The organism is Borborobacter xinjiangensis (assembly GCF_047739745.1).
Taxonomy (GTDB): domain Bacteria; phylum Pseudomonadota; class Alphaproteobacteria; order Rhizobiales; family Rhizobiaceae; genus Pseudaminobacter.
Genome location: NZ_JBLLVA010000038.1, coordinates 19,585 through 32,397, shown reverse-complemented (window position 1 = coordinate 32,397; position 12,813 = coordinate 19,585). Strand labels below are relative to the sequence as shown.

The window sequence follows — 12,813 nt, the reverse complement described above, 5'->3', positions numbered from 1 at the left end:
GTCACGCAGGCATTGCATTCGATGCAGCGGTCGGCATCGCAGAGAAATTTCATTCGTGCCATGGTGGCCTCCTCAAGCCGCGGTGACCTGGCAAAGTGTGACCTTCGGTTCCTGCATCCCGGTAACCGGATCGTAGCCGTAGGTCGTGATGGAATTAGCGCTCTCGCCGAGAACGTACGGATCGGCGCCCTGCGGATAGTTGGCTCGCAACTCCTCGCCGCCGAGCCAGCCTCCGAAATGGAACGGCATGAAAGTGACGCCCTTGCCGACACGCTCGGTCACCAGTGCCTTCACCTTGGCCCTGGAGTTGTTCTCGGCGCCCGTTACCCAGACCCATGCCCCGTTGCTGATGCCACGCTCGGACGCGTCCGCCGGATTGATCTCCACGAACATGTCCTGCTGCAACTCGGCCAGCCATATATTCGACCGGGTCTCCTCGCCGCCGCCTTCATATTCGACGAGCCGGCCAGAAGTGAGTATCAATGGGAAAGTCTTGGCAATGCCCTTTTCCACTGCCGCTCGTTGAATACTGAAGCCTATGTTCGGCAGCCTGAACTGCTTGGCATCCGGATAGGTCGGATACTTCGCAACCAGATCCACCATCGGCGAATAGATCGGCTCACGATGGATGGGGACCGGATCGGGCAGGTTCCAGGCGACTGCCCGCGCCTTGCCGTTGCCATAAGGATGGCAGCCATGACTGAGCACGACACGCTGGATGCCACCAGACAGGTCGGTCGACCATGAGACCTTGTCGATGTCGTCGCCGATCTTCTGGATGACGGCAAGCTCTTCCGGCGTCAGATCCGCGTCCCAGCCGAGCTTCTTCAGGACGCCCATGGTGAATTCCGGATAACCGTCAGTGAGTTCCGAGCCCTTCGTATAGGATCCCTCCGCAAGCAGCGTCTCGCCATTCCGTTCCACGCCGAAGCGGGCTCGGAAGGGGCTGCCCCCGTCCATCACATGAAGGTCGGTGCTGTAAAGATTGGCGGTCCCCGGGTGACGGATTTCCGGCTTGCCCCAGCACGGCCAGGGCAGGCCGTAATAATCACCGCCGACTTCCGGATCGTCCTTCGGGGCGCGCAACGTCACCAGATCGAATTTGTGCTGGTTGCGCATATGCGCCTTGAGGCGCTCCGGCGATTGGCCGCAATAGCCGGTCGACCAGCTGCCGCGATTCATCTCGCGCAACACATCTTCAGGTACCGGGCGGTCGCCTTCAACCTGAATCTTCTTGAACATCCAGTCGGCAAGTCCAAGCTTTTTCGCTAACAGGTAGATGACCTGATAGTCGTCCTTCTGCTCGAAGCTCGGCTTGACGATTTGTTCGCCCCATTGGATGGCCCGGTTGGAGGCAACGCGCGACCCCGACGTCTCGAACTGCGTGCAGACCGGCAGGAGATAGGTGTTGTCCTGCCTGCCAGCCTTGACGGCAAGCGACGCCCAGGTGGTCGGATGAGGATCGGCGACCACAAGCAGATCGAGATTCGCCAAACCCTTCACCGATTCCGGTATTCGCGCAATGCTGTTTGAGGCATGGCCCTGCACGAACATCGCCCGCAGGCTGTCCCGCTGCTGGATATCGTTCTTGGGCAGCAAAACCGCATCAAACCAACGGGTAAGCGGAATGCCTGGCGTCTCCATCGCTTCTTTGGAATCAAATCGCGCCTGGAGGTCTTCGTAGGGGATCTCCCAGACCCTTGACCAATGCTTCCAGGCGCCTTCCGTCAGTCCGTAGTAGAAGGGCAGGGTCACGACATCCAGTCCGATATCGGTCGCGCCCTGCACATTGTCATGTCCGCGGAAGATATTGGCGCCGGTGCCGGGCTTGCCGACATTGCCGGTGACCAGGCACGCTATACAGCTCGCGCGCACATTGGCGGTCCCGATCGTATGGTGGGTCTGGCCCATGCACCATATGAGTGTCGCCGGCCGCTGGGTGGCGAACATTTCGGCGACGCGTTTCAACTGGTCGCCGGACACCCCGCTGATGCGTTCCACCTCGTCGGGCGTGTATTTCTCGACCTCCTTGCGGACCTGGTCCATCCCGTAGACGCGCTGCGCGATGAATTCCTTGTCTTCCCAGCCATTCTTGAAGATGTGCCAGAGCATGCCCCAAAGCACCGCAATATCGGTGCCGGAGCGAATGCGCACGAATTCGGTGGCGTGCGCGGCCGTGCGGGTGAACCGCGGATCCATGACGATGAAGTTCGAGTTGTTGATCTCCTTGCCTTCCAGCAGGTGCTGCATCGCGATCGGGTGCGCTTCCGCCGGGTTCCCGCCCAGGATGATGAGCGTCTTGGAATTGCGTATATCGTTGAACGAGTTGGTCATCGCCCCATAGCCCCAGGTGTTGGCTACGCCGGCGACAGTCGTCGAATGGCAAATGCGCGCTTGGTGGTCCTGATTGTTGGTTCCCCACAGAGCTGCGAGCTTGCGGAAAAGATAAGTTCCTTCGTTGGAAAATTTGGCCGATCCCATCCAGTAGACCGATTCAGGCCCGGACTTCTCCCGGATTTCCAACAATTTGTCGCCGATCCCGTTGATCGCGTCGTCCCAGGACACGCGCTCCCACTGACCGGCGACGAGCTTCATCGGGTATTTCAGCCGGCGGTCGCTATGCACGAGTTCGCGCACGCTTGCTCCCTTCGCGCAATGGGAGCCGCGGTTGATCGGGCTGTCCCAGGATGGCTCCTGGCCAGTCCACACACCGTTCTGAACTTCGGCGGTGACCGTGCAGCCGACCGCGCAGTGCGTGCAAATGCTCTTCTTGAGTTCGATGGCTACCCCAGGCTGCGGCGGACTGACCGCCGCGGCTTTCTGGACGGTGCCAAGCTGGAACGAGCCAATTGCGGCCATTCCGCCCACCGTGAGGCCTGAACGACGCAGGAACGTTCGCCGGTCGATGTGAGTCGAGCCGACCGTTCCCATCAGGGCCTGCAACCTTGTGCGGCCCGCTTGACCATTCTTCCGCTTCGTCAGCATGGCGGCGCCCTCACTTCCTCAACGTCTGGTAACCGTTCACACGGTAGAATGCCTTGACGTGGTCGGTCTCCCGGTAGCGGGTCTTCGTCTCCTCCTGCCCGGGATTATATGCTTGTGCCTCGTCCGGACTGAGCGTCACCGTCGCGACGGCGGCAGTGGACGCGCCGCCGAAGGCGCGCAGGAAGTTGCGCCGGTTCATTGCCATTTGTCGCTTGTCGAGCATTCTCCGTCCTCCTTCAGTGGACGCTATCGACCTGATGTCGCTCGCGTATGCGTCACGCGCTCTGGAATGTCTCCATGGCGAAGCCTTCGGCTTCGATATCGATGAAGATCCGCCCTACCGAACCGACCGCGCGATACAGCTTCGCGGATTTCGCTCTTTCCAAATCGGCGAAGAAACGTCCGGCCCAGGGCGCAATGTGTTGCGCAAAGAAGGCGCTTTCGCCTTCCGCCGAAATCTCGAAGCGGCCGTTCGCAAAGCCGCTCATGATTTCGCAAAGGGTGCCGAGATGGTCTTCGGGTTCGGATTGATCTTCCGCGCGTTCAAGGCCGAGGCGCTTCATATCCTCGCGCAAACGGGCAAGCGGTCGCTCATTGAGAAAACCGGTCAGATAATAGGACGCGTAGGGCAGAAGTTCGCCGCGTCCGACTCCGACGAAGAGCTCAAAATATTCGCGTTTGACCGCATCGACGGAAGCTGATGCCGCCGCCTGTCCAAGCGCGACGTGGGCTAGGCCGAGCGGTGTATCGGTTCCCTTCAGGCTGGACAGCCGTGCCAGAACGTCCGCATCCGGAGCGCGCAGGAGAAGCGAGGAAAGCAGGGCGTATTCGTCTGATCTCGCGCGATCGACCTCGTCGATCTCAGCGGCGCTCAAGTCGTGGGCGAAAACGTCCGCTTCGCCCATTGTTCTGATCGCTTCGTCTGCGCTGCAGTGCCGGCTCATCTCCTTGACCTCGACGCACCTACCCGGCGATTGGTGCGACTTAATACTAGTCCCCTACCGACCGATTTCAACAGTCAAGTGCGGCAAAACACCATTCAGAAACGTTTGTATCGACGCGCCATGGCCGTCGCGCGGTTCGGGGCCGAGAAAAGGCGCGGCAAGGTCAAAGCCATGGCGTTTCCGTCGCTGGATCGAGCCAGGATGGCGTGGCAAGCGCTTCCGCCAGGTTTCTTCGTTCGAAGGGCGCCAGGTTTGCCTTTCGAGCAATCAGCAGGTCGCCATTCTCGGCTAACTGGACATGTTGATCGTCCTTTTTCGGGAGGCGATCGATCCAAAGCCTGGCGACCGACGCAAACCCGGTCTGGCTCCATTCGTGGAACCCGCTCATCAAGTGGCGAGAAAAGCTTTCGATGATCTTGCCCGCGTCCACCGCTTCGAAGCCCATTTCGTCGAGCGCGCCGACGAGCGGTCGCAAACCCGGTTCGCCGGCGCGAATGACGAAAGTGCGGATCATGCCGGAGAAGACGAGCCAGGGCGGAATCTCGTCCGCATGGGTGTGTCTCGGCCAACCCAAACGGCCCCCGCCGACGAGGACCCCGTCGATGCGGATCGCATCGGGCCAGTCGAAAGTGATTGGCCGAGACGGCGGACCATGAAAGGCAAGTGCGTCGGCAAGTGCGTTCATGCCGGCGTAAATGGCGCGGCGCGCCTGCGCGAACGGTTCATCGGGCTCGAGGACCACGGCGAACTCGGCCAGGTCGTAGCGGCGGACCCAGACGAGCACGCCGGCCCCTTGCTCGGCGGCGATTGCACAGGCCTTCGCAAAAGCATCACCGGCCTCCCGCAACGGCACGAGCTTGTAGGGCGGCGGCAGGTCGAGGGCCGGGTCTGTTGCCGTTTCGCGCAGGGACATTTTGGGCCCGTCCTTTGGCTGCTGCGATTTCATTGCCGTTATAGTGCTTCCAGACAGGCCGCGCCACCGCTTGGCTCTGTGCGACATGCCGGTTCAGCGATCAATCGACACGTGTCTCTCGCTGAAGAAAGCGGATCAGGGCCGCTCGGTCCTGCGCATTGCCGATCGTCTGTTCAGGCATCTTGGTGCCGGGAGTATATGTGTTCGGACCAAGCTCGAACAGCTTCGATACGGTTTCCGGGGTCCAGACGATATCCATGCGGCTGAAAGCGGGCGAATAGCGATAGCCCGGCACCGACGCGATCCTGCGGCCGAAGATGCCATGCAGCGTCGGGCCGGCGCGGTTGCCGTCCTTCGGATCAAGCGTGTGGCAGGCCACGCAGGCGCGAAAGGCTTCCGCGTCCGGATCGTCTTCGAATTCGGCCATAGGATCGGTTTGACTCCCGACATCGGCGCCAAGGTGTTCGCCCGTTTCGACATTCCATTCCCGTACGACATGATCCGCACCGCCAGCCAGAAGCGTCTTGCCATCGGTTGCGAAGGCTAGAGACCATATCGGTGTGCCGCTCGTCTCGAGATTGCGAACAGGCGTGAGCTTTTCGGCGTCGAGCAATAGGATTGCATCGTTGATGCCGGCCGCAGCGAGATACCGCCCATCCGTGGAGGCGGCTAAAGCGATCAAAGGTTTCCGCGAGACCTGCAATTCCGATTGAATTGCGCCGCTGCGATCGAGCACGCGCACCTTCCCGTCCGCCCCGCCGACGAAGAGCCGGTCGCCAAAGGCCGTTACCAGTGTGTTGATTGGAGTGGGCAAGACGACCCGGATAGGCTCTGTCCCGGTCTCGCGCGCCCAAAAGATCACGTTGGCGTCATAGCCGGCGCTGGCGAGCGTGCCATCGGAGAGGAAGGCGACCGCGTTGACGTTGCCGTCGTGGCCTTCCAGAATACGCGGCTCACCCCCTGAAAGCGGCCAGATTCGGATGCTGGTGTCCCAGGAAGCGGAAGCGAGCATCGAACCATCCGGGGATACGGCAAGGGCGACGACCGGTCCGGTATGACCAACGAGAATCCGCTCCGGCGCACCTTGGCCGATTTTCCAGATCGCAACGCGGCCATCCGCTCCGGCGGTGGCGAAACGACCACTCGGCAGGACTGCGACAGCGTTCACCTGGCCGTCATGGAAGAGCAACACTTCGCGCGCTTCGCCCGTCTCCAGCGACCAAACAATGGCCCTGGCATCGAAGCTGCCGGTGATCGCCATTTCCGCGTCCGCAGTCACGGCGATCGACCGCACGGGGCCACCATGGCCGTGCAGCTCCGCACCGTGTGCGGCTGCGCCCAGAAGGAGGAGGGCAGCCGTCCGCAAGAGAATACCGAGCATCATATGCACTGCATGCCCCTCCCGTTGGCCGAACAGGTGCGCCTGAACAAGATCAGCCAGGCTGATTTAAAACGTCAAGCTGACGCATCGTTCACACTATTCCAGGCATTCGTATGACTCAAACATGGGCCTCTGCTGCAGGCTTCGGGAAATGCGAGGCGAAGCGGCTACATCCACTGGCTTGTCTCGTAGGTGCCAGACAACATCACGAATTCGTACTGATTGGCGGCATCCGCCCTTGTCAGCTTGGCCGTGCCCTCGAGCCCGTCCAGGACGAGATCCAGAAAAGCGTTCGCCAAATGCCGCCGCTCCAAGCAATCCGGAGCTTGGATGACCAGATGGCCGCCCCCGGCGAAATCGCAGGTAAGGCGCCACGACGGGTGGTGAAATTCAATGCGGATGGCTGCCCAGGCATTGGTCGACGCCAGGACGTCATGGGCTTCGCTGCCTGCCACGACAGAAAGGAACGAGAGCCTTCGGGCATGGCAGCATTCCCTCAGCGTCTCCATTAACTGTCCGGCACCGACAACCAGCAGAGGGCGCGTTCGTGCCGGCAACCGGGGTTCCGGTCGCCACCAGCCTGCGCGATCGAGCGAGGGATGGTCGAACGATCCGGTCTTCGCCAGGCTGGCGATGGCGGCGGCAATCGCGGTCGCGCGCGGCGGTGTGGACCGGCAATCGAAGGCGCCGTTTTCATAATAGCCCTGGTGCTCCACAAGCAGGGAGTTCCAGTCCATCATTCCAAACAGCGCCCAGGCGGTCACCGCGCGAACATCTGCCCCGGCGTGGCGTGCCTGTCGAGCTCCTTCCCAACCCTCGACCAGCCAGCGCAACTGTTCCTCACGCGTGCAGCCATTGTGGAGTTCGGTGACGGCGAGCGGCAGTCCGTAGCGATGCCAGATTTCTTCGAGGCGTTCTGCCACTCCGGCACAATCCTGCCATTCGGAACGAAATGCCGCTATGTCGACATAGACGTCCGATCCGTTGCCGCCGATCGGTTCTCCCGGATGGAGATCGACGCGATGATCGAGGAAACGGTCGCTGGTGAGATAATAGTCGATACCGATAACGTCCGGCGGGCAAGGCTCGCAAACGAGTTCGGCAAGATCCCGTTCGGCGACGCCAGCGGCGGCAAGCCTCTCATGGAACGGATGCCGGCGATCGACACGACCCATCAGCAGATCGATCGCCAGCCAGCGACGCTCATTTTCATAGTCCGCCTGATAATGCAGAGGTTCCGTCGCGAATGTCCGCCCGAAATCCTCGGTCTGCACAAGCTGTGCTGCCGGGCTGACCTTTCTGATTGCGGCCATCGCCTTCGCAATCGCACGGCATTGCGCGACCAGCAGCCGAAAACAGCAGGCCTCGTCCAGTCCATGCGGATGCCAAAGGCCGTAAAGCCCGCTCGCACGCGCGGTCGTCATCGGCTCGTTGATCAGCGTGAACGCCTCTATCCACGGATAACGCTGTGCGACCGCTTGCGCGTAGTCGGCAAACAATTGTGGGAACTCCGGATCGAGCAGATCCGCTCGGGGCCCGGAGCCATGATGCAGCAGCCCGGCAATCGGCTTGATGCCGAGCGCGAGCAGGCGGCGCAGCCGCTGATCGGGCCAGCTCCAATCCTCTTGTCCGCTGCCATGGCGGACGACATCCCAAAGAACGGGATAGCGTAGGTTCTCAATCCCGAGACCGGCGATCAGGTCGAGGTCGCCAGGACGGTGGAAATGCCCCGTATCCAGCAACTGGTCGCGTGTTTCATCGCCTATCCGGACAACGCTGCACTCCACGCCGCCCCACATTTCAAGCGCCGCGTCTCGGCTCATTCGGCCTTACCCCTTTTCTTAGCGCTGTATGCGGTGCGATGCTGCTGAGGCGCAGGCAAGACGGGTATGGTTGTCATTCTGGCTGTCCTCGCTGGCTCCGGCTGCTGTGCCGCCCGTCTTGTCGTCCTTTCTCGACCGCTGATTACGCGATGCGCGCGATGGCTGTGTAAGGCGGTGTCGGCGAGGCGGGGCACGCGGAAGCGGAACAGGATGGAGGTGTCATCATACGGATATGCGTCGGCATTGACGCGGCGAAGACGACCCACTGGGCGGTGGGCGTCGATGAGGCAGGCCGCGTCGTCCTCGATGGCGCGGTCGATAACGACCCGCAGGCGATCGACGGGTTCGTGGCCGAGTTGCGCGGGCTCGACGGCGAGGTGGTGATCGGCCTCGAGGTGGTGGGCTCCTTCGCCCGATTCCTCGAAGCGATGCTGCTGGCGGAAGGCTTTGCGCTCGTCCACGCGCCCGGCATCGCCGTCAACCGCGCCGGCCAGGGCTTCGCCGGAGGCGAACGCAAGTCCGACCCGAAGGACGCGCGCACCATCGCAGACCTCGTGCGCACCCGCGATCTGCGTCCCATCCTTCCCGATGACGAGACACGGTTGGCTCTGGCGCTCAAGGTCGGACGCCGCCGTGACTTGGTCCAGGAACAGACCTGTCGTCTGTCGCGCCTGCGCGGCCTTTTGTGCGGCATCCATCCCGGCCTGGAGCGAGTGCTCGACGTCACCTGCAAGGGACCGCTCGCCCTGCTGACCCGCTATGTGACGCCGGCCGAGATCCGCCGCGCCGGTCAGGCCCGCATCGTCGCGCATCTGGGGAAGACGCCGCACCTGCACGGGAGCGATGCTCTGGCCAGGCGGGCGTTGTCGGCGGCCCAGGCGCAGCGGATCGCCATGCCGGGCGAGACCGCCACCGCCGAGCTGATCCGCGAGCTGGCCGCCGGGGCGCCCGACACGCGGACCAAGATCGCGCGCATCGACCACGATCTGGAGGCGCTGCTCGAACGCCACCCTGACGGCGCCCTCATCCGCTCGCTGCCGGGGATGGGGGCGGTGCTCGCGGCAGAGTTCATCGCCTGCACCGGCGACTTCCGACGTTTTGCATCCGCCGATCGGCTCGCCGTGGCCGCAGGCCTCGCCCCGGTGCTTCGTCAATCGGGCAAGCGCACCGGAGGGCGACGCGCCTTCGGTGGCGACAAGGCGCTCAAGCGCGTCTTCTTCCAAAGCGCCTTCTGCGCCGTCTCCCCAAAAGACCCCCTCTCCAAGGCCTTCCATGACCGAAAGCGGCGCGAGCGGAAGCATCACACCCAAGCCCTCATCGCTCTCGCCGCCGACGCGTCGCCGTCATCTGGACCATGCTCCACCGCCGCGAAACCTTCGATCCCGACAAAAAAGCCGCTTGACTTACGCATTACTCAGCCGCCTGGTACAGCCTCCCCTGGTTCGTTGTGCCCACGGGCAGTAGTTTTTGGATCTTCGTGAATGTGGCGAGGGCCTGCCCGATAACCTGATCCATATTGTAATAGCGGTAGGTTGCGAGGCGGCCGACGAACCAGACCTCGGGAAATGCGGCTGCAAGTGCCTCATATTGTTTGTAGAGCGTCTCGTTTTCAGTACGTGGCACGGGATAGTATGGGTCTCCCATATCGGTCGGGTACTCGTAGCTGAGACTGGTTTGCGCGCTTCGCTGACCGGTAAGGTGCTTGTATTCGGTGATGCGCGTGTAATCCTCACATTGCGGATAGTTCACGACGGCCACCGGCTGGAACAGCTCGGTGTCGAGTGTAACATGCCGAAAACTGAGCGAGCGATAAGGCAATCGGCCAAGCTTCCAATCAAAGAACTCGTCAATAGGCCCCGTATAGATCAGGCGCCGATATGGAATTTGTCCGCGGATCGCACGATAGTCCGTCTGCAGCATGATATTGATGCGGGGACTGTCCAGCATTCGCTGAAACATGCGCGTGTAGCCGCCGGCCGGCATGAATTGGAAGCTATCGCAGAAATATCGGTCGTCGCGGTCGGTGCGGGTCGGCACTCGCGCCGTCACCGCTTTGCTGAGTTGAGAGGGATCGACGCCCCACTGCTTTCTGGTATAGCCGCGAAAGAACTTCTCATAGAGTTCGCGTCCGACGGTGCTGACGACGACGTCTTCGGCACTCCGCACTTCCTCGACCTTCTCGCGGCGCGCGGCGAAAAACGCCTCAAGCTGTTCGGAGCTCAAGTCGAGGTCGTAGAGCCGATTGATCGTATCAAGGTTGATCGGGATCGGCAGCAACTTGCCGTCCACTGACGATAGAACGCGGTGTTCGTAGGGCCGCCACGACGTGAATTGCGACAGATAATCGAAGATCGAACGTGCGTTGGTGTGAAAAATATGCGGCCCGTATAGATGGATCAGAATCCCCGCTTCGTCATAACAGTCATACGCATTGCCGCCGATGTGATTGCGCCTGTCGATGATGAGGACGGTTTCGCCTCGTTGCGAGGCGATGCGTTCGGCCAGCACGCTGCCGGCGAAGCCGGCGCCGACGATCAGCCAGTCGAACATGATCGGGCCTCGCTGACAGCAACGGCTTTCCTCAGCTCTTTGGCGCGGGCGATCAGCGTTGCCATTTCCGCCCAGGTCCTGTCCCAGGACATATTTGCCAGATGGGCGTCGACTTCCTTCAGCCATTTTCCGCGCGGCCGCTCCAGAAGTAACCGCAGCTTTGCCGGCATATCGTTCGCGTCGGCAATTTCCACGAGCCCCGTTGCGCCGTAGCTACGCACAACGTCGAGTACGGCGGTGGACACCACTGGCAACCCTGCCGCCAGAAATTCCGGCGTTTTCGTCGGACTGATATAGCGGGTGGAACTGTTGAGCACGAAAGGCATCCATCCTGCCTGCCAATGGGCCAGATAGGAAGGCAGGTCCTTATAGAATTTATTTCCAAGCCAATGCAGATTGTCTGCGCAAGGCAGCGATGCCGGGTCGATTTTCGCTACCGGCCCAAGCATGACGAAATGGGCATATGGCATCGCAGCGGCGGTCTGGGCCACCAGTTCAAGGTCCATGCGTTCGTCTATGACCCCGAAAAAACCTATTCGCGGGTGGGGAATGTCGGCCTGATCGAGAGGATCAATTCCACCGTTCCGTGCCTGGTTGAAATGCGTGGCATCGATGCTGCTCGGGAACAGATGTACCGATGGGTGCAGGGCACGTTTGGCCTCATAGAGGCTCTGGCCCCCGGTGAAGACGATGTCCGCTGCGCCGAAAAGGACGCGCTCCAGATCGGCCAGTTCGAGCGGTGCGCCTTTGAAGGCGGAGAGTTCGTCCATGCAGTCATAGATGCACAGGTCTCGTTCGACATGGGAACTAAAACGCAGGGCTATCGGCGTATAGTACCAAAGGAGCCGTTTCCGGTGCGGGATCGAAGTGAGCAGACGATCGACGAAGCCGCGCTGAAGGCGAATGGATGTCGCCGGCGCAGTTCCAGCCGGCAATACCGGCGTCACTACCATGAGACGCTGCGCGGGATTATCGACACGCATGAAGGCTTGCGAGACTTTTTCGAACACAGGCTCTTCAAAATAGACGATCTTGTAAATCGCTGCAGCGCGAGTGAGAAGGTGTTGAGGCCGTTGAAAGACAAAATTCCAGCGCAGATGTGAAAAGCAAAGCAAAAATGACGGATCGTTCTCCTCAGAGCTGCCGGATACCGTAGTCATTGTTTCGCCCCCGGTGTCTCTTTCTGTGATATTTACGTTTTACCGTGTTATTGTAGGTACTACCTGTCTTGCGGCGGCCAGGCTGATGGTTTCCTGACCTCCGGACGATTGCGCGGTTGCTTTAACTGTCACTCGGGGTAGTTGTTCCCCTCTCATTTCAGATTCTGCTCTCAGCTGGGGAACACCTGGCGCCTCCATTAGTTGAAATCGGCGCGAGCCAGGAGGCGATGTTGACCATCATCGATGCCCATCTTCACACGTCCGGACGGGAAACCAGCGACGACGTCCTGCGCTCGCTGGATGACGCCGGCGTCGACATGGCGGTGCTTCTGGCGCCGTTTCTGACTGAACCATATTCGCTCGCAGATCGTGAATCGCTGCGGCAGGGCAACCGGTACCTGTCAGAGCTGGTTGCCGGGCATTGCGACCGCCTCTTCGGTTTCGCGGTGGTCAATCCGTTGCACCCGGAGGCTCCGGAAGATCTGGCGGAGGTAGCAGAACTGCCCGGCATTTGCGGCCTGAAAATGGTTCCGACAGGCTGGTATCCTTATGAGGATTGCGCTCACCGCGTCTATGAGGTTGCGGCTCGCTTCGATCTGCCGATCCTGTTTCATAGCGGAATTTTCATAGACGGCAGATCCGGCCGCTTTTGCCGGCCAACTTTCTATGAAGCGGTTCGCGACCATCCGGGGCTCCGGGTGACACTGGCCCATCTCGGCTGGCCCTGGTGTGACGAGGCGAACGCCGTTGGCCTGATTGATCGCATCAACGGGGTGGACCCGGCTGAAAGCCAGTTCCGCTTCGATATATCCTTCGGGCCGCCGCCGATCTATCGGGAGCATGTCTTTCGCACCGCGTTCGACGTGCTCGGCTCCAGCCTGATGCAATTTGGCAGTGATCGTTTCCTGCCCTGTTCCGGCGCGCATATCCGCGCCATGATCGATGAAGTATCGGAACTGCTGGACAGGCTGGAAGTTTCGCGTGAGGACAGAAACGAGCTGATGTCGGGAACCGCATCCAGATGGCTGCGCCTCCCGTCGCGGGTTTGAGGCAGAGC

General features: G+C 61.2%; 10 protein-coding genes and 2 pseudogenes. 3 read left to right on the top strand and 9 right to left on the bottom strand.

The window, feature by feature from the left end; genetic code table 11:
- The 6 genes and pseudogenes from ACLKMW_RS23955 to ACLKMW_RS23930 form a co-directional block, all read right to left on the bottom strand.
- A pseudogene (locus ACLKMW_RS23955) lies at nt 1-62 on the bottom strand (formate dehydrogenase); the annotation flags it as partial.
- Between the two features lie 10 nt (nt 63-72).
- A complete protein-coding gene (locus tag ACLKMW_RS23950; RefSeq protein WP_415727043.1) occupies nt 73-2,985 on the bottom strand; it encodes a formate dehydrogenase subunit alpha in 2,913 nt (970 codons plus the stop codon).
- Nucleotides 2,986-2,995: 10 nt separating this feature from the next.
- Complete coding sequence (locus ACLKMW_RS23945; RefSeq protein WP_415727042.1) at nt 2,996-3,208, bottom strand: formate dehydrogenase; 213 nt, start codon at nt 3,206-3,208, stop codon at nt 2,996-2,998.
- Between the two features lie 52 nt (nt 3,209-3,260).
- On the bottom strand, nt 3,261-3,890 hold the full coding sequence (locus ACLKMW_RS23940; RefSeq protein ID WP_415727041.1) for a TorD/DmsD family molecular chaperone: 630 nt from the start codon (nt 3,888-3,890) through the stop codon (nt 3,261-3,263).
- A 202-nt stretch (nt 3,891-4,092) separates the two neighbouring features.
- The gene (locus ACLKMW_RS23935) at nt 4,093-4,842 is read right to left on the bottom strand and encodes a biotin/lipoate--protein ligase family protein (RefSeq protein WP_415727040.1); all 750 of its coding nucleotides are present in this window, start codon (nt 4,840-4,842) and stop codon (nt 4,093-4,095) included.
- Between the two features lie 100 nt (nt 4,843-4,942).
- Complete coding sequence (locus ACLKMW_RS23930; RefSeq protein WP_415727044.1) at nt 4,943-6,223, bottom strand: hypothetical protein; 1,281 nt, start codon at nt 6,221-6,223, stop codon at nt 4,943-4,945.
- On the opposite strand from ACLKMW_RS23930, the gene ACLKMW_RS23925 reads away from it, so the two are divergent.
- Nucleotides 6,146-6,340, top strand: a complete 195-nt coding sequence (locus ACLKMW_RS23925) for a hypothetical protein (protein ID WP_415727045.1) — start codon at nt 6,146-6,148, stop codon at nt 6,338-6,340. The genes ACLKMW_RS23930 and ACLKMW_RS23925 overlap by 78 nt on opposite strands.
- Before the next feature lie 50 nt (nt 6,341-6,390).
- Here ACLKMW_RS23925 and ACLKMW_RS23920 read toward each other — a convergent pair whose 3' ends face one another.
- Nucleotides 6,391-8,046: a family 1 glycosylhydrolase gene (locus ACLKMW_RS23920; protein ID WP_415727039.1), complete on the bottom strand. Its 1,656-nt coding sequence runs from the start codon at nt 8,044-8,046 to the stop codon at nt 6,391-6,393.
- A 224-nt stretch (nt 8,047-8,270) separates the two neighbouring features.
- Between ACLKMW_RS23920 and ACLKMW_RS23915 the strand changes: the two are divergent.
- Nucleotides 8,271-9,448: pseudogene (locus ACLKMW_RS23915) on the top strand (IS110 family RNA-guided transposase).
- 8 nt (nt 9,449-9,456) lie between these two features.
- Here ACLKMW_RS23915 and glf read toward each other — a convergent pair.
- Nucleotides 9,457-10,596, bottom strand: coding sequence for a UDP-galactopyranose mutase (gene glf, locus ACLKMW_RS23910; RefSeq protein WP_415727037.1), 1,140 nt, complete (start codon nt 10,594-10,596; stop codon nt 9,457-9,459).
- The gene (locus tag ACLKMW_RS23905) at nt 10,581-11,606 is read right to left on the bottom strand and encodes a glycosyltransferase (protein ID WP_415727036.1); all 1,026 of its coding nucleotides are present in this window, start codon (nt 11,604-11,606) and stop codon (nt 10,581-10,583) included. Before ACLKMW_RS23905 ends, glf begins: the two co-directional genes overlap by 16 nt.
- Nucleotides 11,607-11,983: 377 nt before the next feature.
- Between ACLKMW_RS23905 and ACLKMW_RS23900 the strand changes: the two genes are divergently transcribed.
- The gene (locus ACLKMW_RS23900; RefSeq protein WP_415727035.1) at nt 11,984-12,805 is read left to right on the top strand and encodes an amidohydrolase family protein; all 822 of its coding nucleotides are present in this window, start codon (nt 11,984-11,986) and stop codon (nt 12,803-12,805) included.
- Nucleotides 12,806-12,813 lie beyond the last annotated feature (8 nt).